The following is a 23,143-nucleotide window of genomic DNA, read 5'->3' as shown; positions in this document are numbered from 1 at the left end:
TGCACCAGCAAGGAAAGCGGGGACATGATCAGGATCATTCTCGCGACGGCAACCGCATTTGTCCTGGCGATGCCGGCCGCCGCCCAGACGGGTGGCGACGACGAAGGCGCCGATCGGGTCCGGATGAGGCCGCTTGTCGAGGCGCGGGCGCGTTACGAGCATGTCGACCAGGGCGGGCTCGACGCGGGGGCGTTGACCATCCGCCTGCGAGCCGGGATCGAGGCGCGATACGGCCCCTTCTCGCTGCTTGCCGAAGCCGAAGGCACGCTCGCGCCTGCCGACGATTATAACGCCTTCCCCTTTCCGATTGCGAACGCAAGCCAGCGGCGGCCGCAATTTGCGACCGTCGCCGATCCGGAAAATGCCGAGCTCAACCGGCTGCAGCTGCAATACCGGTTCGCCGGCGGCGCGGTCACCCTCGGCCGCCAGCGCATCAATCTCGACGACCAGCGCTGGGTGGGGTCGGTCGGGTGGCGTCAGAACGAGCAGACCTTCGACGCCGTGCGCACCGAGGCGCGGCTCGGCCCGGTCGGGGTCGACCTCACCTACGCCGTCAACCAGCGCACCATCTTCGGCGAGGATGCCGGGCCGCAGACCGCGTTCGGCGGCGACTTCATCTTCGCCGGCCTCTCGTCGCGGGTCGGCCCGATCGAAGGCAGGCTGTTTGCTTATCTGCTCGATTATGACGAGGCCTTCAATCTTCCGAACAGCAGCCAGACCTATGGCGGCACCCTGAGCGGAGCGGTTCCGCTCCATGGAGACGCGCGCCTCTCGCTTCGGGCGAGCTATGCGCGCCAGGCCGATCATGGCCGCAATCCGTTCGACTATGCCGCCGATTATTGGGCGTTCGAAGGCGGGACGACGCTCGCGGGCTTCACCATCGCGGTGGGATGGGAGCGGCTCGGCAGCGACCATGGGCGCGCCCTGCAGACGCCGATGGCGACCTTGCACAGATATAATGGCTGGGCGGATCTGTTCCTCACCACGCCGGCGGCGGGGCTCGAGGATGCCTATGTCTCGATCGGCAGGCGGTTCGACGGTGTCCGAGCGCTGCCTGGGCTCAATTTCAGCCTCGCCTTCCACCAGTTCGACAGCGCCGCCGGCAATGTCGAATATGGCACGGAGTGGGACGCTTCGGTCGGCTTCCGCCTCGGGCGGGTCGCCCTGCTCGCCAAATATGCCGACTATGATGCGAGGGGGCTCGGCGCAGACACGCGGAAGCTGTGGCTTCAGGCGGAATGGGCCTTCTAGGCCTGGCCGGCACCATCGGCCAGAAGCCCGAGGCCGGTGCGATCGAGGACCATGATGCGGTCGAGCGTGACGAGCCTGATCATGCGCAGGTCCCGCAACTGGCCAAGCACCCGGCTGACGGTCTCCTTGGTGAGGCCCAGATAGTCGGCGATGTCGGATCGGCCCATCGGAAGGTCGAAGCAGCCCTTGCCGCCCGCGCCGACCCGCTCGGAGCGCTCGAGGAGCTGGATGAAGAAGGTCGCGACCCGCTCGAGCGCGGTCTTGCGACCGAGCAGCACCATCTGCTGCCGGGCCGCGGCGAGCTCGTGCGCGGCCAGGCAATAAAGCTGTCTCTCCATCACCGGATGCTGGTCGACGAACTTCCCGAACCGGTTCCTCGGAAACCAGCAGAGCTGAACGTCGTCGAGCGCTTCCGCGCTGACCGCATGTTCCTCATCCAGGCTGATGCCGAGAAAGTCGCCCGGGAACATGAAGCCGGTGACCTGCCGCCGACCGTCGGGCAGCAGCGTATAGAGTTTCACGGTGCCGCCGGTGACGGTGAACACCCGGGTGGCCGGATCGCCCTCGTGGAAGATCGTCTGTCCGCGCTTGAGCCTCAGCGTCCAGCCGAGCCGCCGATAGCTGGCAAGATCGTCCGCATCGAGGACACCGCACAGCGCCCGCTCGCGAACCGCGCAGCTGGCGCAGGGATGGTCGTCGTGAAGCTCGACTTCATTCTGCACGGCGGGCGAGAGCACGGTCCTTCTCCCAATCTTCAGGGGATCGATGATCTGGCTCATCCGGTACGTTGATCTGCCTCAAATGCACCTCCGGGATTCCCCTTATGGTCGATGCTGACTGGACTCCATTGGAGCCGTGGAGCGATGCCGAAATTCCTCACCTTCGACCTCTTTCATGACCGGCTGGGCGAGGCTCTGCCGCTGGTGCGGATGGCCGTTCCCGGGATCGATGAAAGGCGCTGGTCGGCGCATTGCCACCAGATGATCCGGCTTGGCGGCGGCGTGCTCGCGGCGTCTGCCGAAGAAGGTGCTCTCCACGGCGTCGCGAGCTGGCGTCCCGAAGAGGATCTTCGGCTCGGCAGGGTGCTTCGCGTGGAGATGATGGTCGCGCTCGAGCTCAGCGACGCGAACCCGGTCCGCACGGCCTTGTGCGACGCGCTCGAGGCCTTGTGCGAGGGCCATGAAGCGGTCGGCATCGCCCTCAGCCTGCCGGTTCGGGAGCGCGACGGGCGTCCAACCGCATTTCCGGAGACGTGGCGGCGAGCGGGTTTTCGCCGGCAGGCGCTTTTCATGTGCAAGACGGTCGGGTCGCCCCGGCGACCCGGAACGCTGTCGCTCGGCGACTCCCGCCTCAGGCTGGTCGAGTCCGACCCGGCGGAATGAACCCGGTCCGGGGACCGGTCATCCATGCATGTTCCGGCGGACGAAGCGGCTTGCCGGCGGGCCTTCGACAACCGGCGATGCCCTCGACCCGAATGGGAAGAAAGCGGCCGGTCGGATCGTCACGGAAAGAAACGAGCCCCGGCCGAGTGGGAAGGGCCGGGGCTCAAGGCCGCGCTTGGCTCGGGGACGAGGGGCGGCGCGGAGCGCAGAGGGCGGGGCAGCCGTGCGCGATGGGCCGAGACTAGGCCGCGCCGGAGACCGCGAATTGACTCAGATCATTTGTACCGGCCGACTAGCCGCCGGTCACGCTCATGTGCCGCTGAACCGCGGGCATGGGCGCACCGATCCGGAAATCGTGGCCGCGGGGCTTTCCGGCCAGCAGCCGGTCGAGAGCCTCGTCCACCGCGGCTCGACCGCCGGAGCGCAGAAGATCGCGAAGCTCGACCTTCTGGTCGTGGCCGAGGCATCCGAAGACCGTTCCTGTCGCCGCCACCCGGATCCGGTTGCAGCCGTCGCAGAAATTGCCGGTGAGCGGCGTGATGAAGCCGAGACGGATCGAAGTCCCGCCGACCTCGAAATAACGCGCCGGGCCGCCGGTGCGCGCGAGCGTCGGAACCAGCGCGCAGCTTTTCTCCAGCCGCTGCCGAACCGAATCGAGCGGCAGATAGTGAATCGTCCGGTCCTCCTCGACCTCGCCGAGCGGCATGGTCTCGATCAGGGTGAGATCGAAGCCGCGGCCAGCGCACCAGAGCAGCATGTCCTCGATCTCGTCGTCATTGAGTCCCTTGAGGGCGACCATGTTGATCTTGATCCTGAGGCCCGCCACCGCGGCGGCGTCGATGCCGAACAGAACCTCGCCGAGCTCGCCCCGGCGGGTGATGTGGCGGAAGCGGTCCTCGCGGCGGCTGTCGAGGCTCACGTTCACGCGCCTTATGCCCGCCCGGCGCAGCGTCTCCGCATGGCGCGCGAGCTGCGTCCCGTTGGTCGTCATGGTGAGCTCTTCGAGGCCGCGCCCGATCCGCGCGCCGAGCGCCTCGACAAGCTCGGCTATGCCCCGCCGCACGAGCGGCTCGCCGCCGGTCAGTCGGATCCTGGTGACGCCGCGGGCGATGAAGATGTCGGCGAGCGCGACGATCTCCTCCAGCGAGAGGATGTCGCGCTTGGGAAGGAAGCGCATCCTTTCCGCCATGCAGTAGCGGCAGCGCAGGTCGCACCGGTCGGTGACCGACATGCGCACATAGCTGATCCGGCGGCCGAACGAATCGACCAGGTCCCTTGCGTTCGTGGCGACGAGCGGTTGCACTGGCCCCTGCTAGGCTCCTGAAAAACGGCCGGTCAAGATGCGCCTGCTAGCTCGCGGCTCCGGGCTCGGGGATGATCTGGATCATCGGGCGGTCCGCGCGCTCTGGTACGGGCGCGGCGGGAGACTGCCATGCGACAGGATGCGATCAGACGTTATGCGGACGGTCAGGTGCCGCGCTATACGAGCTATCCCACGGCGCCGCATTTCTCGCCGGAGGTGGACGAACGCACCTATCGCGAGTGGCTTGCGGCCGTGTCGGGAGACATGGCGCTCTCGCTCTATCTCCACATCCCTTTCTGCCGATCGATGTGCTGGTACTGCGCCTGCCATACGACGGTGACGGCGCGGCCGGCGCCGGTCAGCCGCTATGTCGCGGCGCTGGCGCGCGAGATCGAGATGGTCGCCGAGGCGCTGCCGGACCGGATGGGGGTGGGACACATCCATTTCGGCGGCGGCTCCCCGACCTTGCTGTCGCCGTCCGAGCTTGTCGGCCTCGTCGCCTTGCTCGGATCCCGGTTCGCGATCGGCGAGGAGGCGGAGATCGCGATCGAGATCGACCCCCGCTCACTCGAGGCGCCGATGATCGCTGCCCTCGCCGAGGCCGGGATCAACCGCGCCAGCATCGGTGTGCAAAGCTTCGACCCGGTCGTCCAGCGCGCGATCAACCGCATTCAGAGCTTCGAGATGACCGCCGCAGCGGTCGAGGGGCTTCGGTGGCGCGGGATCGAGCGCATCAATTTCGACCTGATCTACGGCTTGCCGGGCCAGACGATCGCATCCTGCCTCGAGACGGTAGACCGGGCGGTGGCGCTCGCTCCCGACCGCATCGCAATCTTCGGCTATGCCCACGTTCCGAGCTTCAAGCTGCACCAGCGCAAGATCGACGAGTCGATGCTTCCGGACGGCATCGCCCGGCTCGAGCAATCGCGCGCAATGGCCGACGCCCTGGCGGAGGCCGGCTATCGGCAGATCGGCCTTGACCATTTCGCAAAGTCCGACGACCCGCTTGCCGCCGCCGCCGAGACCGGGGCGCTGCACCGCAACTTCCAGGGCTATACGACCGACGCCTGCCCGGCGTTGCTCGGCCTCGGCTCGTCCTCGATCGGCCGGCTGGACGGCGGCTATGTGCAGAATGTGGTGCCCATCTCGGAATATCAGAAGCGGGTCATGGAGGGGCGGCTGCCCGTCCTTCGCGGCATCGCGGTGAGCGCCGACGACAAGCTCCGCGCGGCGGTGATCGAGCGGCTGATGTGCGACCACAAGGTAGATCTCGAGAGGGTGTGCGCGCAGTTCGGAGCCGATCCGGCCGAGTTTGCCGGCCTCCCGGCGCTTGAGCCGCTCGCAGCCGACGGCCTGATCGAGCGGCACGGCAATCTGATCAAGGTGACGCCCGAGGCGCGCCCGCTGGTCCGCTCCGTCGCTGCCGCGTTTGACTCCTATCTGGGCAGGGGCCAGGCGACGCATTCGCGCGCGGCCTGAGGCACTGCAGAGCGGCAGAGAAAAAAGGAGCGACAGATGGCATTACATCACGCAGTGGCGGGAGAGGTCGTCGACCTGCGGCCGCTTGGCGCGTCGCTGGCGGATGCGACAACGGCCGCCCTTGCGAAGACCGAGCAATTCGAGGCCGTCCGCCTCGTCCTTCCCCGCGGCAAGACGATCCCGCGGCATGCGGTCAGCGGTCAGATCACGCTCTTCTGCCTCGAAGGTCGCGTCATCCTTCACGCCGGCCGGGAGATCGAGCTTGGGGCCGGCCAGTGGGTCTATCTGGAGCGCGGCGCGCCGCATGCGGTGGAAGCGGTCGAGGAGTCCGCCCTGCTGCTCACGATCATGTTCGATCGCTAGGAGGCCTTTTCCGTCGGGCGGGACCGCCCGCGCTCGCCGTTACCCGCACCGCGAATAGGGGCATTCGAGGCATTTGTCGCAGCCCTCGACACGGATCACCGCCGGCGCGCCGCATTGCGGACAGCAGGCGCCTGGCGCCCTGGCCTGCTCCGGGTCGGGCAGGTCGAGCGGCAGGATAGGCTGGGCGGGGCCCATATGGCGCTCGATCACCCCGCCGACCGCGGCGAGCAGCGACGGCACATATTTGCCGGCGACCCAGGCGCCGCCGCGCGGGTCGAAGACGGCCTTGAGCTCCTCGGCGACGAACGACACGTCGCCGCCGCGCCGGAACACGGCCGAGATCATGCGCGTGACGCCGAGCGTCCAGGCATAATGCTCCATATTCTTGGAGTTGATGAAGATCTCGAACGGTCGCCGTCCGGATGGGGTCTCCATGTCGTTGATCGTGACATAGACCGCGTGCGCGCTGTCGGGCCATTTGAGCTTGTAGGTGGTCCCGTGCATCGCCTCTTCGCGGGCGGCGATGGAGATCTCGGGCTCGGGCTTCGGCTCTGCGGCCGTCCGCAGGATCGATCCGGTCACGGCATTGGGCCGGTAGGTGGTGAGCCCCTTGCAGCCCAGATGATAGCCCTCGACATAGATGTCGGCGAAATCCTCGAAGCCGATATCCTCTGGGCAGTTCACGGTCTTCGAGATCGAGCTGTCGACGAGCGCCTGGGCGGCCGCCTGCATGGTGAGATGATCGCAGGGCTTCAGCGTCTGGGCGCTGACGAAAAGCTCGTGGGGCGGCTCGGCGTCGCCTTTGACCTGGCGCCAGACGCGCATCGCATAATCCTCGACCGGCTCCTCCTTCGCCGATCCGTCGGCCTGAAGGATCCGACGCTGGTAGGAATAAGCGAAGACCGGCTCGATCCCCGAGGAGATATTGCCTGCCAGGAGAGACGTGGTGCCGGTCGGGGCGATCGAGGTGAGGCAGCCGTTCCTGAGGCCGTGCTCGGCGATGAGGGCGCGGGTATCGGGATCGAGGCCGGCAAGGTTGGGCCGCTCGATCATGGCCGGATCGAAAGCGGGAAAGACGCCCTTCTCCGCCGCGAGCAGCGCCGAGGCGCGATAGGCCTCGCGCTTGATGATCTCGAGCCAGTCCCGCGTCAGCGCGACCGCCTCTGCGCTGCCGTATCTGGCGCCGCAGAACAGCAAGGCGTCGGCAAGCCCGGTGATGCCGAGGCCGATCCGGCGCTTCGCCTTCGCCTCCGCTTCCTGCTCGGCCAGCGGATAGCGCGAGATGTCGATGACATTGTCGAGCATCCTGACCGCGGTGCGGGTAAACTCGGCGAGCGTCGCCTCGTCGATCCCCGCCTCCGCCTCGAACGGGCGCTCGACCAGTCGGGCGAGATTGATCGAGCCGAGCAGGCAGGCGCCGTAGGGCGGCAGCATCTGCTCGCCGCACGGATTGCTGGCGCTGATCGTCTCGCAATGCGCAAGATTGTTGAGCTGGTTGACCCGGTCGACGAAGATCACGCCGGGTTCGGCGCAGTCATAGGTCGCGCGCATCAGCCGTTCCCAGAGGTCGCGCGCGCGCACCGTCCGGTAGATCTTGCCGCCGAAGCCGAGCGGCCACTCCGCGTCGGACCCGAGCGCGGCCATGAAGGCGTCGGTGACCAGCACCGAGACGTTGAAGTTGCGCAGCCGTGCCGGGTCGCGCTTGGCGTCGATGAACGCCTCGATGTCCGGATGGTCGATCCGGAGGCACCCCATCATCGCGCCGCGCCGCTGCCCGGCCGAATGGACGGTCCGGCACATCGAATCCCAGCAATCCATGAAGGAGAGCGGGCCGGACGCGTCGGCGCCGACGCCCTTGACCTCGCTTCCGCTCGGCCGGATCGTGGAGAAGTCCATGCCGACGCCCCCGCCCTGCTGCATGGTCAGCGCGGCCTGCTTCAAATGCTCGAAAATGCCTTCGAGGCTGTCCGGGATCGTGCCCATGACGAAGCAGTTGAACAAGGTGACGGCGCGACCTGTGCCGGCGCCGGCGAGGATCCTGCCGGCCGGAATGAAGCCGAAGTCGCCGATCGCCTCGCGAAACCGATCCTCCCAATCCGCGCGAAGCGCGGGTATCTCGGCCTCGGCGACCGCCGCCGCCACCCGGGCCGCGGTCGCGGCGAAGTTCTCGTCGCCGCCGCCATCCGCGGGCGCGAAGCGATATTTCGCGGTCCAGATCTCCTCGGCCAGCGCAACCTCGAAACTCATCGCATCCCCCGTATCTTGTGGGAGTCCGGGGTAGCCGACCACTATTGGGAGCAAATTGATCCAGCGCATTGCGCGGGTGCCGATTCGTCGCCGAGGGCCTCATCCGCCGCTGGGAGCTTCAGGCCGTGCGCATGGAAGACTATTTTCTCGAGTTCAGGACCGTCCATATCGCGGCTGTTGTCGCGAGCGGCAGCCTGTTCCTGGTTCGCGCTGCGTCGCTCAATTTCGCCGGAGCGGCCTGGCCGCTCGCCCGCCGGGCCCGGATCCTCGCTTATTCGGTCGACACGTTGCTCCTCGCGGCGGCAATCGCGCTTGCCGTCACCGTCGGGCAATATCCGTTCGTGGATGCCTGGCTGACCGCCAAGGTCCTGTTGCTGACCCTCTACATCCTGCTCGGCTATCGCGCGCTTCGCGGCCCGAGCCTGGGCGGCAGATTGACCTGCCTGGCCGGCGCAATCCTCACCTTCCTGTTCATTGTCAGCGTCGCGCGGATGCACCACCCGCTCGGCCTGTTCGCTCCGGGATGATGAGCGGCGAGCCTAGCTCCGTTCGTCGGGGCGGCGGCTGAACAGGATCGGCCCGTAGGCGCCGAGAAAGATGAGGAAGGCGCCGGCCCAGGCCACCGCCGAGACCTCCATCCCGATCGTATAGTCGACCAGGCCGAGCGGCGCCGCGACGCGCAGGGCCGCGCCCAGCGTCACCAGCAGATAGAGAAAGACCGTCTGCGGACTCGCCTTGAGCTCGCGCCCGGTATGGCCGAGCGACGCCCGGGTCATCACCGCGAGGATCATCGTCCCCATCGCTCCGGCCGTCAGCGCATGGATCGCCGTAGACCGTGGAAAGGGGGCGCCGAGCAGGCTCGCGCCGAGCAGCGCCAGCCCCGCCGGCACCCAGAAATAGCCGACGTGGAGGATGAAGACGAGCGGGTCCCGGATCGCGCGCAAACCGCCCCAGCGCGCCAGCCGCGCCCCCTGCAGCGCCGCCGCGGCGAGCAGGAGGAAGCCGGCGATGCGGGCCTCGGGAAGGATCACCCAGGCGAGCAGAGCGACGGCGGTGGCGCCGATCACGGCGAAGTCGAAGCGGCCGGGCTGGGTCGGCAGGCGCTCCGTGATGCCCTGCTTCTGCATCCAGTTGCGGGTGAAGGATGGCACGATCCGCCCGCCGATCAGCGAGATCATCAGGGTGACGATGGTGATCGCGATCCAGATTCCGAGCTCGCCGGTCGCGACCCATCCAGCCGCCTGCGCGTGATCGAGCGCATTCGCCGCGCCGAAGAGCAGCACGAGGCCGACGACCGGGATATTGCGATTCTTCGCGGCCAGCACTTCGCGCAGCGCCAGCCCGGCGAGAACGAGATAGAAGCCGATGTCGAGCGCCGCCGCGACGACCGGTCCCACCTGCGCCGAAAACAGCACCGCGATTCGCGCGGCCAGCCAGAGCCCGGCGAGGGCGGCGAGCGGCGGGCCCGCGATCGGCAGGCGTCCTGTCCAGTTGGGAATGGCGGTGAGAAGGAAGCCGGCGATGACCGCGCCGACGAAGCCGAACAGCATTTCGTGGCGGTGCCAGGCGAGCGCATCGAACGCAGTCGGGAGCGTGGCCCCTCCGGCGAGCGCGACCAGCCACAGGGCCAGGGCGACGACCGCCCAGGCCGCGCCGCCGGAGAAGAAGGGCCGGAAGCCGCCGCGAAGGAAGGGCGGTGAGGCCGCCATGCGCGAGCGGCGCAGCGCGAGCATCTGCTCACCTCGGGTCATCATCGCGCGCGGTTCTCCATGCGGAACAAGGGGAATCCGGCGGCATCTCGCGTCGATCGGCGGGAAGGGCCACTCCGGGATTCCCCTTAAGGAGAATATCCGAATCCTCGCGGCGGAGCGGCCGGACTAGGAAGCGCCCATCCTGTTGTCCCCACGAGGAGCGCGACCATGCTTCACGAGAAGATCCTGTCCGACGAGCATCGCAACCCGGCCAACGTTGCCGCCGTCTGGCCCGCCGGCACTTTGCTCGCGCCCTTCCCGATTCCCTATATCGTGGAACGCCCGTCGGTCGAGGCCTTCCGGCCGACGCCCGCCGCCGACGACGTTCCCGCCGGAGTCGGCGGCCTGCTGGTCGCCGCTTATTGCGCGCTTCTGGCTGCTTTGGCCTTCACCGCCGTCGCCTCGCGCGAGTCCGCGTTCGCGGTCGCGATCGCGGCTCTTTTCCTCGTCGCCTTCTTCACGGTGCCGCGAATCTTCTTCAAGGTCGAACCGGCGCGCGGCAAGCGGCCGAGCCTAGACCGCTTCATGCATGACGGCATGGAGACGCTGACCGGCCACAGCAGCGGCGGCGCGGCCCTGGTCCAGATGCTGATCGTTCCGGTGTCGCTGACCCTCGGCATCCTGGCGATGAGCGTCGCCGCGGCGATCTACATGTAGGAGGCACGGCCCGGACTGGCGCCGCCGGTCCGGGCGCAACGCGCGGGATCAATCGGCCAGCCGCGCCACCGTTACCATCCGGACCAGCTCCGAGAGGGTCTTCACGCCCATCTTGGTCATCACATTGGCGCGATAGATCTCGACCGTCCGGTCGCTGATGCCGAGGTCAAAGGCGATGACCTTGTTGGCATGGCCTTCGTAGAGGCCGTCCAGCACCTCGCGCTCGCGCTGCGAGAGCGCGTCGATCAGCGACCTTATCCTCTCGCGCTCGCGGCGAACCTCGTCGCGGGCGCTCTCGCGCGCCAGCGCCGTTCTGATCGCGTCGAGGATGGCCTCGTCGGCGAATGGCTTTTCGATGAAATCCGAGACGCCCTGTTTCATCGCCTCGATCGCCATGGGAACGTCGGCATGACCGGTGATGACGATCACCGGATCAGTGACATTCATCGCGTTGAGCCGGCGGATCAGCTCGACGCCGTTCATCTCCGGCATGCGCACGTCGGTGACGATGCAGCCCGGCTCGCGCGTCGGCAGGGCGTCGAGGAAGTCGCGCGCGGAGGCATAGGTTCTGACGCCGAAGCCCGCGCAGTCGATCAGGAACTCGAGCGACTCCCGGGCGGAGGGGTCGTCGTCGATCACGTGCACGACGGGATCAGCCATTGTCGGCCAACTCCTGCTCGTCGACGCGCGGCAGCGTGAATCGGAAGATCGTGCCGCCATCCGGATTGGGCTCGACCCAGATGCGCCCCGCATGCGCCTCCACGATCGTGCGCGAGATCGACAGGCCCACGCCCATCCCTTCCGCCTTGGTGGTGACGAACGGCTGGAACAGCCGGTCGGCGATCGCCGGATCGATCCCAGGACCGCTGTCGGCCACGCTTACCACGATCATATCCCCTTCCCAGCGCCCGGCCGAAACGACGAGATTTCGCCTGTCCGTGCCCTGCATCGCGTCCATCGCGTTTCGGATCAAGTTGAGCACGACCTGTTGGATCTGCACCCGGTCGGCCAGCACCAGGCCCACCTCGGCGTCCAGATCGAAGCGTACACGGATGTCGAAATCCTTGGCCCCCACCAGCGCAAGCGCGCTCGCTTCCTCGATCAGCTTCGGCAAATTCTCGATGCGGCGCTCCGTCTCGCCGCGGGCAAGGAATTCCCTCAAGCGCCTGATGACCTCTCCCGCGCGCAGCGCTTCATCGCGGGCCTTTTCCAGCGTCTCGTCCAGGCGCTCTCGCGGGATGACCTCCCGGGCCAGCAACATCCTGCCGCCGCCGATATAGTTGGAGATCGCGCCGAGCGGCTGGTTGAGCTCGTGGGCGAGCGAGGAGGCCATCTCGCCGAGGGCGGTGAGCCGGGACACGTGGACCAGCTCCGACTGCAGTTCCTGCAGGCGCGTTTCGGTCTGCTGGCGCTCGGTGAGATCGCGAATGAAGCCGGTGAAGAAACGCTCCTCGCCCAGGCGAAGCTCGCCGACCGTAAGCTCCATCGGGAAGGTCGAGCCGTCCCTGCGCTCGCCGACGACGACCCGCCCGGTGCCGATGATCCTGCGCTCGCCGGTCCGGTAATAACGCTGCAGATAGCCGTCATGCGCCTCGCGATAGGGCGAGGGCATCAGCATGCTGACGTTGCGGCCCGAGACTTCGTCGGCGGTCCAGCCGAACAGCCGCTCGGCCGCCTGGCTGAAGTCGCGCACCAGCCCCCGTTCGTCGATGACGACCATCGCGTCGGGGACCGTTTCCAGGATGGACCTCAGATGCTGTTCCCTGACCGCGAGATCGCGGGTGATCGCTTCGGCCCGCCGGCCCGCCCGCTGGAAGGTCTCGCCCCCAATAGCGACGATGGCCCCGACCAGCAGATACACGAGCCCGTCGGCCAGCTCACTGCTCGACAGTCCCCCGGTCATGGCTTCGACCGCCAGTCCGGCGATGAAGCCCGTCACGGTCGCCATGATCGCCGGCCAGAGCCCGCCGAGGATCGCCGCGACGAGGATCGCGGGAACCAAGAGGATGAACGTCGCCCGCGCATCGGCCACGGCATTCAGGCCGAGATTGACGGCAAGCGCCGCGGCGATGGCGAGAAGCGCCAGGCCATAGGCATGAGCCGGACGGACGCGCGCTCGCGATGGTCTCTCCAAGGTTCCGCCGACGCTGCCCGTCATGGGACCCTTTTCCCAGCTGGGCGGAGGATCGTCCACTGCAACCTTGCGCGGGCAGCGCCGGAACCAGCCCGCGCCGCCGGCTCTTACATCACATCGCCAACTTACCTATCAGCAGTCCATGACCATCGGCCGTCTCTTCGAGGGGCTCCCCACAAAGCTGCACGAGCTGCTTCGGCGGACCGGCTCGGTGCGATCGTACGCCGCCGACCAGACCTTGTTTCACGAAGGGGATCTTCCGGCGAAGCTGATCGTCATCCTGGAAGGCCAGGTCCGGATCTGGCGCTCCTCGCTCAGCGGCTCGGCCATGACCATCCATATCATGGGTCCGGGCGACGTTCCCGGCTGCGTCGCGGTGTTCCGGCAGATTCCCTATCCCGCGACCGCGACCGGCGTTGCTCCCGGCCGCATCATGACCTGGCCGATCGACCGTATCGCCGCGCTCATGAAGGAGCATCCCGCGCTGGCGGAGAATGCGCTGGCGATCGTCGGCGGCCGGGCGACCGAGCTGCTGCAGCGACTGCATGAAGTCTCCACCGAGGAGGTCGGGCAAAGGCTGGCGCGGACGCTGTTGAGGCTGCGCGACCGGGCGGTCGAGGGCGAGAGCGAAGAGCCCGTCGCGCTTCGGGTCTCGCGCCAGCAGCTGGCGGAGCTGACCGCGACCACGCTCTACACGGTCAGCAGGCTGATCAGCCGGTGGGAGAAGGAAGGCATGGTCACCGGCGGGCGCGGAACGATCACCATCCGCCAGAGGCAGGCTTTGGCCAAGCGGGCGCGCGGAGTGAGCTGAGGGCCGCGCCTTGGGCTTCTTGTTATTCATGATTGCATCAGATCGTCGCCACCGGCTCAATACGGCCGAGGGTGCCGGCCTGCGCGCCCTCAGGCTCGCGGCGATCTGTGGTCCGAACTTGATGGTCCAGCATCGTATGGTCTCATAGCTGACTCGATGCCCCGCTCGGCGAGCAGCTCCTCGACATCGCGAAAGCTCATCGTGAAGCGGAAATAGAGCCAGACCGCATAGCGGATAACGTCCGGTGGAAACCGGTGCCGCTTGAAGGAAATGGGATTCACGTTGTTGCTCCGGAATGCGTCGGGACTCCGGAGACGAGTTAGCATTAGACTGACAGCACCGCCATCTTGCCCGCTCCATGTCGATCCCGCGAAATCGAGACGGCGCTTGCCGCCCGCGAAGGGCGGTGTAACCTGCCGGCGGTTGGAACGGGGCGCGCATGAACCTTCGCCACATCGAGATTTTCCATGCCGTCTACGTGAACGGCTCGGTCAGCGCCGCCGCGCGGGCGCTCAACGTGTCGCAGCCGTCCGTGTCCAAGATGCTGCGCCATGCCGAAAGCCTGCTCGGTTTCCAGCTCTTCCAGCGCACCAATGGCGGGCTGGTGCCGACAGAGGACGCCCACCTGCTATTCGGCGACGTGCGCGAGATTCAGGACCGCGTCCACGCGCTGCGCGAGGCGAGCCGGAACCTGCGGCGCGGCGCCGGCGGCGCGCTGCGCATCCTCGCTCTGCCCTCGCTCGCGCTCGAGGCGATCCCGACTGCCGTCTCGCAATTCCTGCAGACTCATCCGAACGTAAAATTCGACCTGCAGACCGCCCATCACGACGATCTGCTGCGCAAGCTCTACGAACGCGAGACCGACATCGCCGTCGCCTGCCAAGTCCCTCCCGCGGCACCGATCAGCCAGCAATGGCTGGGCGAGGGCGAGCTGGTCGTCTTCTATCGCGAGCAGGACATGCCCGACGCGCCGCCCAGCATCGAACTGAGCCGCCTCAAGGGCCAGCGCTTCATCAGCCTCGCCGCCAGCGGTCCGATCGGCCAGCTCTTCGCGCAGGAGCTGGAGCGGCTCGACCTCGAGCTGGACGAAGTCGTATCGGCGCGCACCTTCTACATGGCGGGCGCCCTGGTGCGGCAGGGCGTGGGCATGACAGTCGTGGACAGCTTCACCGCCCAGGCCTGCCTCGCGCCGGGCCTGTCGATGCGCCCGCTGCGACCGCGCATCACCTTCGACATCCACGCCATGTTCCTGATCAACCGGCCGCCGGGCGCGCTCGCCAACGACTTCCTCAAGACGCTGGGACGGATCGTCGACGCTCCATAGCGGCGGGCTATGACGGCCCGCGCTCTCATTATGCGCGCCGCCGCGCACGCCGGGGCTAGTTTCCGCCCGATGATCCCGGCGCCCTATCTCGTCTATATCGGCCACAGTACCGACCCGCTCGGCATCAAGACCTCGCGCGGGGTCGCCGAATTCCGGCGGGCGGATTGCCTGGGCGAATTCCGGCACGACGACAGCCCGCTGACGCTCGACCTGCCCCGGCTCGGCATGGCGGAAGCAGCCGAAGCCGGCGCGCGCACCCTGATCCTCGGCATCGCCGGAGCGGGCGGCAAGGTCGGCGCCGACCTGATCGAGGACGCCGCCGCCGCGCTGGCGGCCGGGATGCACGTCGCCTCCGGCCTGCACGAGCGGCTGCGCGACCAGCCGCGCCTCGCCGCGCTGGCGGCCGAGCGCGGGCTCCAGCTGTTCGACGTGCGCGATCCGCCCGCCGGCCTGGTCGTCGGCAAGGGCGTGCCGCGCGCCGGCCGCCGGCTGCTCACCGTCGGCACGGACTGTTCGGTCGGCAAGATGTACGCGACATTGGCGCTGACCGAGGGGTTGCGGGCGCGGGGCATCGCCGCCGATTTTCGCGCGACCGGCCAGACCGGCATCCTGATCGCCGGGGACGGCATCGCGGTCGATGCCGTCGTCGCCGACTTCATCTCGGGCGCGATCGAGCGGCTCGCCCCGGCGCGCGACGACGATGGCTGGGACCTGATCGAAGGGCAGGGTTCGCTCTTCCACCCGTCCTTCGCCGGCGTCTCGCTCGGCCTGCTGCACGGTGCGCAGCCCGATGCGCTGGTGCTGTGCCACGAGCCGGGCCGGCCACATTTGCGCGGGATAGAGGGGCGCCCCTTGCCCGGTCTCGCCGAATGTCTGGCACGCAATCTGGAGGCGGCGCGGCTGACCCGCCCGGACGTGCGCGCGGTGGGCATCTGCCTCAACACGTCCGGCATGGAGCGGTCCGCCGCGCTCGCCTTGTGCGCCGCGACCGAGGCGGAGGCCGGCCTGCCCTGCACCGATCCGATCGCCTTCGGCGTCGATGCCATCCTCGACCGATTGTTATGCCTCGAACGCTCTACGCGCAGCGCGACCATTTCCCGCTGAACGCGCCGTTCCGGATTTCGCGCGGCGTCAAGACGGCGGCGGACGTCGTGACGGTCACGATCGCCGAGGACGGCGTCGCGGGGCGCGGCGAAGCGGTGCCCTATTCGCGCTACGGCGAGTGCCTCGACAGCACGATCGAAGCGATCGAGGCGGTGCGCGCGCTCGTCGAGGCGGGCGGTGGGCGTGAGGACCTGCTCGCCGTGCTGCCCGCCGGAGCCGCCCGCAACGCCCTGGATTGCGCCTTGTGGGACCTCGAAGCCAGGCAGGTCGGGCGCGATGTGGCGGAGACGATCGGCGGCGCGGCGCCGGCGCCGGTCGCGACCGCGCTTACCATCTCGATCGATACGCCGGAGGCGATGGCCGAAGCCGCGCGACGCCTCGCCCATGTGCCGCTGCTCAAGGTCAAAGTGGATGGATCGGACCCGGAGGCGCAAATCCGCGCGGTGCGCGCGGCGGCGCCCGAACCGGCCCTGATCGTCGATCCGAATGAGAGCTGGGACCGGGAGCGGGTGACGGCGATGCAAAGCGTGCTGGTCGCGGCGCGCGTCGCCTTGCTCGAACAGCCGGTGCCGGCCGATGCCGATGATTGGCTGGAGGATTTCGCGCCGGCGGTGCCGATCTGCGCCGACGAATCGCTCCATGTCGCGGCCGATCTCGCCATCGTCGCGCGGCGCTATCAGGTCGTGAACGTGAAGCTGGACAAGACCGGCGGGTTGACCGAAGCGTTGCGGGTCGCGCAGGCGGCGCGCGGCATGGGGCTGAAGCTGATGACCGGCTGCATGATCAGCTCGTCACTGTCGGTCGCGCCGGCGCTGCACATCGCGCAAATGTCGGATTTCGTCGATCTTGACGGTCCGCTCTGGCTCCGGGAGGATTATCCCGGCGGGATCGTCGAGACGGACGGCATCATCCGCCCGCCCGCGCCCGGTTTCTGGGGAACGCGATGAAAAGGGCCTGGATCGCTTCGCTGCTGCTCGCCGCCTCGCTGTCCGCAGCGGCGGATGCCGGGCCGTCGTCCCGGCAGGTCGACCTGATCATCCGGGGCGGCACCGTCTATACCGGATCGGACGCGCCGTTCGTCGGCGACGTGGCGATTTCCGGCGATCGCATCCGTGCGGTCGGACGGCGATTGCGGCTCGATGCGGCGCGGGTCGTGGACGCGCGCGGCCTGATCGTCGCGCCCGGCTTCATCGATCCGCACACCCATGCCGAAGCCGCGCTCGCCTCGGACGATGCGCAGGCACGGCTCGTCCCCGCCTTCCTGATGCAGGGCGTGACCACCGCCTTCATCGGCAATGACGGCGGCGGGACACCAGACATCGCGGCGGTTCTGGGCAGCGCGGAAGAGCGGCCCGTCGGCATCAACTATGCCGCCTATGTCGGCTTCGGCGCGGTGCGCCGGGCCGTGATCGGGGCGGAGGACCGCGCGCCGACCGCCGAGGAGCTGGCGCGGATGCGCGGGCTGGTCGCCACCGCCATGTGCCAGGGCGCGCTCGGCCTCTCGACCGGCCTCTTCTACGCGCCCCAGAGCTTCGCGGCGACCGACGAGGTGGTCGCGCTGGCGCGGGAGGCGGGAGTGCGGGGCGGCGTCTATGACAGCCATATCCGCGACGAATCCAGCTATTCGATCGGCCTTGCCGCCGCGATCGACGAGGCGATCGAGGTCGGCCGCGCGGCGGGCCTGCCGGTCAATATCTCCCACATCAAGGCGCTGGGCGTGGACGTGCACGGCCAGGCACCGGCGATCGTCGCGCGGATCGAGGCCGCCCGGGCGGCCGGGCAGCGGGTCACCGCCGATCAATATCCCTGGTCCGCCTCGGGCACGAGCCTGGTCGCCTCGCTCGTCCCGCGCTGGGCGCAGGACGGGGGCCGGGCGGCCTTGCTGGCCCGCTTCGACGATGCCGCTTTGGCCGCGCGCCTTCATGCCGAGATGGCCGAGAATCTGCGCCGGCGCGGCGGGGCGGAGACACTGCGCATTACCGAAGGCGCGCATCGCGGCCGCACGCTGGCGCAGGTCGCGGGCGGAGCGGACCCTGTCGCGACGGCGATCGCGGTGATCCGCGTCCAGGACCCGGCTGTGGCCTCGTTCAACCAGACCGAGGCGGACATCGTCACCTTCATGGCCCAGCCCTGGGTGATGACCGGCTCCGACGCCTCGACCGGCCATCCGCGCGTCTATGGCAGCTTCGCGCGCAAATATGCCGAATATGTCGTCGCCCGCCGCGCGATCTCGCTGCGCGATTTCATCGAACGGAGCACCTCTCTCACCGCCGACACGTTCGGCATCGCCGATCGCGGGCGGCTGCGCGTCGGGGCCTATGCCGACATTCTCGTGTTCGATCCCGGCAGCTATGCCGCGCGCGCGACCTACGACGCGCCGACCCTGCTGGCCCAAGGCGTGCGGCTGGTGCTGGTGAACGGCGTGCCGGCGGTGGAGAATGGCGCGCTGACCGGCGCGCCGGCCGGGCGGGCGCTGGCGCACCGTCCGCCAGAGGGAAGCTGCCCGTGATCGACCCCGCCGCCTGGCATCGCGACGGCTATGCGATCGTGCGGGGTTTCTTCGCGCCCGGCGAGGTCGCCGCGATCGGCGCGGAGATCGATCGGGTTCATGCGGAGGGCGTGGCGCACGGCCGCAGCTTCCGGCACGGCAACCTCTTCTACAAGATCGCGCAAGGGCCAAACGGCCCGATCGTGCAGATGGTGCAATGGCCGGCCTATCACTGCCCGGCGCTGGATACGGTGCGGCTCGATCCACGCTTCGCGGCCCTGCTCGCGCCGCTGATCGGGGGCGACGTCAAGCAGATCATCAACCAGCTCCACTGGAAGGCGCCGGGCGCCGCCGGCGATTTCGCCTGGCATCAGGATTCGCGCTTCCGCCGGCCGGCGGACTGCTACCGCAATCTCGACACCGCCTATGTCCAGACCGGCCTCGCCATCGATCCGCACGGACCGGAATCGGGCGGCATGCGTTTCGTGCCGCGCAGCCATGTCCATGGCGATCTCGATCTGGATACCGATACCGAGGTGCTGGGCACCGCCATGCGCGACGGGGCGCTGGAGCGGGTCGGGCTACGCGCCGCCGACGCGATCCAGCTCGATCTCGCGCCGGGCGATCTGGCGCTGTGGAATCCCTATCTGGTCCACGGCTCCGGCCCCAATCATGCGGATCACCGGCGCCGTTTCTACATCAACGGCTATGTCCGCGCGGCGGATTGCGACCGGGGCGAGTGGGCCTTTCGCGACGGCAAGCCGGTGCCGCTCGGACCCGAGCCGGCATTGGTCCATTACGAGGAGCTGCGCGCGCGGGGCGAACCCCATTATGTGTGAGGCGCGCCCCACTCAATCCCGGTAGAAGCGGACATTGCCCAGCTCGAGCATGGCCGCGCCGCCCGTCTCGCCCTCCAGCCGAATGATGAGCCCCCGCAGCCGGGCAAGGTCGAGCCGCGCCCCGGCATCGGGACTGAGGAACGCACCGAACGGGATGCGGACTTCGCGCGCCGTCTCGCCCGCCGCGAATTCGGTGCGGAAAGAGTTGCGCGTCGCGATACCGTAGCTTTCGAAGGCGAGCCCATAACGCCCCGCCCCCCGCGCATCGAAGGCGATGCCGGCGAAGCCGCGCGCGTCGGCGACCTGGACGCCGCCGCGCGTGAGCGGCAGCACCAGATTGGCGAAGGGCCGGGGCGCCGCGCCCATCCGCGCGAACAGGAAGAGTCTGCCGGACCGGGCATCGTCGCGGATCAGGTGGAGATGGCTGTGATCTACGCCGGCCTCGTGCGTCGCCACCGGCAGCGTGCCCAAATCGGTTCGCCCGTCGGCGCGCGCGCCGGTGTCGATCGGCCCGGCCATGACGTGGACGGGCAGGGGCGAGGGCGCATCGGCGTCGGTCAGCCGGCGGAGTGGCGGCAGCGCCATCTCGCGCCCGCCGACGAATACGCGGCGCATCTGATAAAGGTCCTCGATGCGCTGGTCGGGTCGTCCGGCGACCAGGATCAGGTCGGCGCGCTGGCCCGGTGCGATCCGCCCGCGAGCATCTCCTTCGCGCAGGATGGCGGCGCTGACGCCGGTCGCCGCCGCCAGCGCCTCGGCCGGGGTGAAGCCATGATCGGCGAGAATGCGGATTTCGCGGATCGCCGAAGAACCCTGATAAACGCCCTCGATGCCCGCATCGGTGCCGATGCCCACGCGGATGTCCGCCGCCTTCAGCCGCCGCAGATTTTCGCGCAGATAGGTCCAGCGCCGCGATTCCAGCTCCGGAACCGTCTCCTCGGCGGCGCGCGCTTCCTCCCGCGCCCGTTCGGGCGGACGCAGTCCCCGCAATTCCTCAGGCAGCATCGCACGGTCCTGCTGCGGTTCGTAGACCACCATGGTCGGCGCATAGCCGGTGCCGTTCGTCCGCATCAGCGCGATCAGCTCCTCGTCCACCAGTCCGTCGCCGATACCGTGGCCGATCGCATCGACCCCGGCCCGCGCTGCGATCCGCGCGCCTTCCATCGTCACCGTATGCGTGATGACCGGAATGCCCGCCGCATGGGCGCGCTCGACGATCGCGCGCAGGGTCGGCAGGTCCATCGAATTGGTGTCGGGAATCCGGCCGTAGCGCCAGCCGTCCGCGAACACCTTGATGACGTCGGGCCGATAGGGCAGCGCCCGGTCCATCGCCAGCGCGGCCGAGCGGGGCGAGTTTGCCTCCAGCGTGAACTGGTCGCCCCAGCCGCGCTCGGTGCCATGCCCGCCCGGCACGCCGATGCGGATGGCGAGCCGCAGGTTCGGCGCCGTCACCGCGCCCGATCCGGTCATTTCGCGGATCGGCGCCAGCATTTCGCCCGACACCGAGAAATCGGCGACGGTCGTGACGCCGTGCAGGAGGTGCGCGCCATAGGCCTTGCCGAGATCCTCCGGGCCACCATCGCCGGGCGAGCGGAGATGGGTGTGGAGATCGTGCAGGCCGGGCAGCAGCGTCATGCCACGCCCGTCCACGATCCGCGCCCCACGCGGCGCCCGCAATCTTGGGCCGACCTCTACGACCTCTTCTCCCGAGATCAGCACGTCGGCGATCGAAGCCGGCGCGCCCGTCCCGTCGAACACATGCGCGTCGCGGATCAAGGTTCCGCCATCGCCCGGCGCCGCGCCGAGACAGGCAAGGCCCAGCAGGATGCAGCCGAGCTTCGCCAAGTTCACGGCAAGGGCTCCCGGCGCATCAGGGTCGTGTCGAGGAAATCGACGGTGGCGCGGTAGCTGGCCAGCCAGTTGGCGTGGCGGAAGAAACTGTGCCGCTCGTTGGGGAAGACCAGCTCGCGATAGGGGATGCCGCGCGCCGCCAGCTCGCGGGCGAGCACCAATGATTGCGAGAAGGGCACGTTGCGATCGTCGTCGCCGTGGATCAGGAGCACGGGCGAACGCCAGCGATCGATCGCGCCCAGCGGCGAGGAGTCCCACTGTAGCTGCCGCGCCCGGTCCTGCGCGGCCGGCGACAGGGTGTTCGGAACGGGCCGGAGCATCGAATGCACGCCGTGCAGATCGACGCCGGCGGCGAACAGGTCGCTGTCCCGCGCCAGCGCCAGCGCGGTCAGATAGCCGCCCCAGCTTCCGCCCCAGACGCCGATCCGCGCCGGATCGACGTCGGCCTGCGCCTCGAGCCAGCGGCCCGCCGCCAGGATGTCGCGATATTCGGACGCGCCCTCGCGCCCCGTCTCCGGCGCCTCGCGGAAGGCCTGGCCGTAACCGGTGCCACCCCGGTAATTCACCGACAGCACATGATAGCCCAGCGCAGCCAGATGCTGGTTCACGACATAAGCGTGGGAATAATAAGAAGAGGGGTGGAAGCCGAGCAGCATCTGCCGGCGCGGCCCGCCATGAATATAGACCAAAGCCGGCCGCCGCCCCTGGCCCCGCGCGCGGAAGAGCTGGGCATGGATTTCCACCCCGTCGGCGGCGCGGAAGGTGACGGACTCCGGCGCGGTGAAGACCCCAGCCACATGCACTTCACCCAGCGGCGATCGCCGCCCATCGAGCAGCACCGGATGGGCCGGGCGCTGCGCATCGGTGGCGATCGCCGCCACCGCATCGCCCCCGACGACGGGCGCGAACAGCATGGCGTCGTTGCCGCCGAGCCGCGACGCCGCGCCCCCGCCCAACGGTCGCCGCCAGATGCCGCGCCGGCCGATGTCGCCGTCATTGGCTGCGTAGAGCAAAGAGCGCCCGTCGGGGCCGAGCCGGAACGTCTCCACCTCATAAGCGCCCTGCGTCAGCGCGCGCGGCTCGCCGCCGCGCCGGGCGTCGAGCGCGTAGACGTGCATCCACCCGGTCCGCTCCCACGGGAAGAGGATCGTGGCGTCCGCGCTCCAGAAGAGGTTGCGGCTGCGCGTCCCGGCATAGCGTCCGCCCGGTCCGGCCGGCGCCGCCCACAGCGTGCGCGCCGCGCCGGTCGCGGCATCCACGATCCGGATCGACCAGTAAGGGCCGCTGTCCGGCGCGGCGTCGACCGGCGGCTCGAGCTGGCGGATGAAGGCGATCTCGCGTCCGTCGGGCGAGAAGACCGGCTCGATCGATTCCCCGAGGCCGGGATCGAGATAGGTGAGGCGCGCGGCCGTAATGTCGAACAGGCCGACGAAGCTGTAATCGCCGCGATCTTCGGAGAAGAGCAGCCGCGCGCCGTCCGGCGACCAGGAGAGGCGCTCTACGGAGCCCCGCACCCGCGCCAGCGACCGCGCCTCGCCGCCGCGCGTCCACAGCCACAATTCGCCGCGCCGGGTGAAGGCCAGGCGGGTGCCATCGGGCGAGAAGGCCGGCGAATGCCCCTCGCCGATCCGCAGCGGCGTCCCGCCCTCCGCCGACACGACGAACAGCTCCTGCGGCGGCACGCGCGGCGAGACGCCGGTATTGGGCGGGTTCGCTTCGTCCGGATATTCGCCGTCGCCGCCGCGCACGAAGGCGAGGCTCGCGCCGTCGCGGCTGAAGGCGAGGTCGTAGACCGGCAGCCCGTCATCCGCGCTGAAGGCGGTGATCCGCCGCGCCGGCTGGCCGCGCGCCGCCGTCCAGATGTTGCGGACGCCCGCGGCCGTCTCGATCCAGGCGAAACGCGGCGCATCCGCCGCCCCGGTCAGCCCGCTCGCGATCGGCAGCGCGAGCGCCTCGGCCAGCGGATCACGGTCGTCGGCCAGGGCCGGTGGCAGGAAGGCGAGGCCGATCAGGCCCAGCCACAGGCTCAGGATGAAGCGCCGCATCGCGCAGCTATGGGCCGCGCCGTCGCGCCCGCGCAAGCGCGCCAGGCCCCGACATGCGCCCTTGTTATATCCGCCGAAACGCTCTGAATAAGAAAGCGGCGCCCGCTCGGGCAC

Annotated in this window: 20 protein-coding genes; 12 read left to right on the top strand and 8 right to left on the bottom strand. The window is 68.9% G+C overall.

All coding sequences use genetic code 11. From position 1 onward, the window contains the following. The first annotated feature begins 24 nt into the window (after nt 1-24). Nucleotides 25-1,251 (top strand): alginate export family protein, encoded by a 1,227-nt coding sequence (locus KF780_03815; GenBank protein ID MBX3560921.1) that lies wholly within the window; start codon nt 25-27, stop codon nt 1,249-1,251. Here the strand turns inward: KF780_03815 and KF780_03810 are convergent. Then, the gene (locus KF780_03810; protein MBX3560920.1) at nt 1,248-2,030 is read right to left on the bottom strand and encodes a cyclic nucleotide-binding domain-containing protein; all 783 of its coding nucleotides are present in this window, start codon (nt 2,028-2,030) and stop codon (nt 1,248-1,250) included. The genes KF780_03815 and KF780_03810 overlap by 4 nt on opposite strands. 51 nt (nt 2,031-2,081) lie before the next feature. Here KF780_03810 and KF780_03805 point away from each other — a divergent pair, with 51 nt between their 5' ends. Continuing rightward, the gene (locus KF780_03805; GenBank protein MBX3560919.1) at nt 2,082-2,633 is read left to right on the top strand and encodes a hypothetical protein; all 552 of its coding nucleotides are present in this window, start codon (nt 2,082-2,084) and stop codon (nt 2,631-2,633) included. 292 nt (nt 2,634-2,925) lie between these two features. On the opposite strand, the gene moaA is transcribed toward KF780_03805, so the two are convergent. Continuing rightward, complete coding sequence (gene moaA, locus KF780_03800; GenBank protein MBX3560918.1) at nt 2,926-3,903, bottom strand: GTP 3',8-cyclase MoaA; 978 nt, start codon at nt 3,901-3,903, stop codon at nt 2,926-2,928. A 162-nt stretch (nt 3,904-4,065) separates the two neighbouring features. Here moaA and hemN point away from each other — a divergent pair, with 162 nt between their 5' ends. Continuing rightward, nucleotides 4,066-5,415, top strand: a complete 1,350-nt coding sequence (gene hemN, locus KF780_03795; protein MBX3560917.1) for an oxygen-independent coproporphyrinogen III oxidase — start codon at nt 4,066-4,068, stop codon at nt 5,413-5,415. 36 nt (nt 5,416-5,451) lie between these two features. Continuing rightward, nucleotides 5,452-5,778 (top strand): cupin domain-containing protein, encoded by a 327-nt coding sequence (locus KF780_03790; protein ID MBX3560916.1) that lies wholly within the window; start codon nt 5,452-5,454, stop codon nt 5,776-5,778. Nucleotides 5,779-5,817: 39 nt separating this feature from the next. Here KF780_03790 and KF780_03785 read toward each other — a convergent pair whose 3' ends face one another. Further along, nucleotides 5,818-8,025, bottom strand: coding sequence for an adenosylcobalamin-dependent ribonucleoside-diphosphate reductase (locus KF780_03785; GenBank protein MBX3560915.1), 2,208 nt, complete (start codon nt 8,023-8,025; stop codon nt 5,818-5,820). A 131-nt stretch (nt 8,026-8,156) separates the two neighbouring features. Between KF780_03785 and KF780_03780 the strand changes: the two genes are divergently transcribed. Continuing rightward, complete coding sequence (locus KF780_03780) at nt 8,157-8,552, top strand: SirB2 family protein (protein MBX3560914.1); 396 nt, start codon at nt 8,157-8,159, stop codon at nt 8,550-8,552. Between the two features lie 12 nt (nt 8,553-8,564). On the opposite strand, the gene KF780_03775 is transcribed toward KF780_03780, so the two are convergent. Beyond that, a complete protein-coding gene (locus tag KF780_03775; GenBank protein ID MBX3560913.1) occupies nt 8,565-9,779 on the bottom strand; it encodes an NnrS family protein in 1,215 nt (404 codons plus the stop codon). Nucleotides 9,780-9,944: 165 nt separating this feature from the next. On the opposite strand from KF780_03775, the gene KF780_03770 reads away from it, so the two are divergent. Beyond that, the gene (locus KF780_03770; protein ID MBX3560912.1) at nt 9,945-10,433 is read left to right on the top strand and encodes a hypothetical protein; all 489 of its coding nucleotides are present in this window, start codon (nt 9,945-9,947) and stop codon (nt 10,431-10,433) included. Nucleotides 10,434-10,481: 48 nt separating this feature from the next. Here the strand turns inward: KF780_03770 and KF780_03765 are convergent, their stop codons facing one another. Further along, entirely contained in the window at nt 10,482-11,093 is a 612-nt protein-coding gene (locus KF780_03765) for a response regulator (protein MBX3560911.1), read from the bottom strand. Further along, entirely contained in the window at nt 11,086-12,591 is a 1,506-nt protein-coding gene (locus tag KF780_03760; protein ID MBX3560910.1) for a PAS domain S-box protein, read from the bottom strand. Before KF780_03760 ends, KF780_03765 begins: the two co-directional genes overlap by 8 nt. A gap of 118 nt (nt 12,592-12,709) precedes the next feature. Here KF780_03760 and KF780_03755 point away from each other — a divergent pair, with 118 nt between their 5' ends. From KF780_03755 to KF780_03730, 6 genes are all read left to right on the top strand, one after another. Then, nucleotides 12,710-13,378, top strand: a complete 669-nt coding sequence (locus KF780_03755; protein ID MBX3560909.1) for a Crp/Fnr family transcriptional regulator — start codon at nt 12,710-12,712, stop codon at nt 13,376-13,378. 439 nt (nt 13,379-13,817) lie between these two features. Next, the gene (locus KF780_03750) at nt 13,818-14,702 is read left to right on the top strand and encodes a LysR family transcriptional regulator (GenBank protein ID MBX3560908.1); all 885 of its coding nucleotides are present in this window, start codon (nt 13,818-13,820) and stop codon (nt 14,700-14,702) included. Between the two features lie 69 nt (nt 14,703-14,771). Beyond that, complete coding sequence (locus tag KF780_03745; protein ID MBX3560907.1) at nt 14,772-15,806, top strand: DUF1611 domain-containing protein; 1,035 nt, start codon at nt 14,772-14,774, stop codon at nt 15,804-15,806. Beyond that, nucleotides 15,764-16,753 (top strand): dipeptide epimerase, encoded by a 990-nt coding sequence (locus tag KF780_03740; GenBank protein ID MBX3560906.1) that lies wholly within the window; start codon nt 15,764-15,766, stop codon nt 16,751-16,753. Before KF780_03745 ends, KF780_03740 begins: the two co-directional genes overlap by 43 nt. After that, on the top strand, nt 16,750-18,315 hold the full coding sequence (locus KF780_03735; protein ID MBX3560905.1) for an amidohydrolase family protein: 1,566 nt from the start codon (nt 16,750-16,752) through the stop codon (nt 18,313-18,315). The genes KF780_03740 and KF780_03735 overlap by 4 nt, the downstream gene beginning before the upstream one ends. Beyond that, complete coding sequence (locus KF780_03730) at nt 18,312-19,133, top strand: phytanoyl-CoA dioxygenase family protein (GenBank protein MBX3560904.1); 822 nt, start codon at nt 18,312-18,314, stop codon at nt 19,131-19,133. Before KF780_03735 ends, KF780_03730 begins: the two co-directional genes overlap by 4 nt. Before the next feature lie 12 nt (nt 19,134-19,145). On the opposite strand, the gene KF780_03725 is transcribed toward KF780_03730, so the two are convergent. Both KF780_03725 and KF780_03720 read right to left on the bottom strand, forming a co-directional pair. Next, the gene (locus tag KF780_03725; protein MBX3560903.1) at nt 19,146-20,984 is read right to left on the bottom strand and encodes an amidohydrolase family protein; all 1,839 of its coding nucleotides are present in this window, start codon (nt 20,982-20,984) and stop codon (nt 19,146-19,148) included. After that, on the bottom strand, nt 20,981-22,966 hold the full coding sequence (locus KF780_03720) for a S9 family peptidase (protein ID MBX3560902.1): 1,986 nt from the start codon (nt 22,964-22,966) through the stop codon (nt 20,981-20,983). The genes KF780_03725 and KF780_03720 overlap by 4 nt, the downstream gene beginning before the upstream one ends. Between the last annotated feature and the right edge of the window lie 177 nt (nt 22,967-23,143).

Origin of the sequence: Sphingomonas sp. (assembly GCA_019635535.1) — a bacterium.
Taxonomy (GTDB): Bacteria; Pseudomonadota; Alphaproteobacteria; order Sphingomonadales; family Sphingomonadaceae; genus Allosphingosinicella.
This window is presented reverse-complemented; position numbering and strand designations above follow the sequence as displayed.

Excerpts from the sequence above, each read along its gene's own strand:
- KF780_03815 (MBX3560921.1), top strand. The coding sequence starts at position 25 with ATGATCAGGATCATTCTCGCGACGGCAACCGCATTTGTCCTGGCGATG.
- KF780_03810 (MBX3560920.1), bottom strand. The coding sequence starts at position 2,030 with ATGAGCCAGATCATCGATCCCCTGAAGATTGGGAGAAGGACCGTGCTC.
- KF780_03805 (MBX3560919.1), top strand. The coding sequence starts at position 2,082 with ATGCTGACTGGACTCCATTGGAGCCGTGGAGCGATGCCGAAATTCCTC.
- hemN (MBX3560917.1), top strand. The coding sequence starts at position 4,066 with ATGCGACAGGATGCGATCAGACGTTATGCGGACGGTCAGGTGCCGCGC.
- KF780_03790 (MBX3560916.1), top strand. The coding sequence starts at position 5,452 with ATGGCATTACATCACGCAGTGGCGGGAGAGGTCGTCGACCTGCGGCCG.
- KF780_03785 (MBX3560915.1), bottom strand. The coding sequence starts at position 8,025 with ATGAGTTTCGAGGTTGCGCTGGCCGAGGAGATCTGGACCGCGAAATAT.
- KF780_03780 (MBX3560914.1), top strand. The coding sequence starts at position 8,157 with ATGGAAGACTATTTTCTCGAGTTCAGGACCGTCCATATCGCGGCTGTT.
- KF780_03775 (MBX3560913.1), bottom strand. The coding sequence starts at position 9,779 with ATGATGACCCGAGGTGAGCAGATGCTCGCGCTGCGCCGCTCGCGCATG.
- KF780_03770 (MBX3560912.1), top strand. The coding sequence starts at position 9,945 with ATGCTTCACGAGAAGATCCTGTCCGACGAGCATCGCAACCCGGCCAAC.
- KF780_03765 (MBX3560911.1), bottom strand. The coding sequence starts at position 11,093 with ATGGCTGATCCCGTCGTGCACGTGATCGACGACGACCCCTCCGCCCGG.
- KF780_03760 (MBX3560910.1), bottom strand. The coding sequence starts at position 12,591 with ATGACGGGCAGCGTCGGCGGAACCTTGGAGAGACCATCGCGAGCGCGC.
- KF780_03755 (MBX3560909.1), top strand. The coding sequence starts at position 12,710 with ATGACCATCGGCCGTCTCTTCGAGGGGCTCCCCACAAAGCTGCACGAG.
- KF780_03750 (MBX3560908.1), top strand. The coding sequence starts at position 13,818 with ATGAACCTTCGCCACATCGAGATTTTCCATGCCGTCTACGTGAACGGC.
- KF780_03745 (MBX3560907.1), top strand. The coding sequence starts at position 14,772 with ATGATCCCGGCGCCCTATCTCGTCTATATCGGCCACAGTACCGACCCG.
- KF780_03740 (MBX3560906.1), top strand. The coding sequence starts at position 15,764 with ATGCCTCGAACGCTCTACGCGCAGCGCGACCATTTCCCGCTGAACGCG.
- KF780_03735 (MBX3560905.1), top strand. The coding sequence starts at position 16,750 with ATGAAAAGGGCCTGGATCGCTTCGCTGCTGCTCGCCGCCTCGCTGTCC.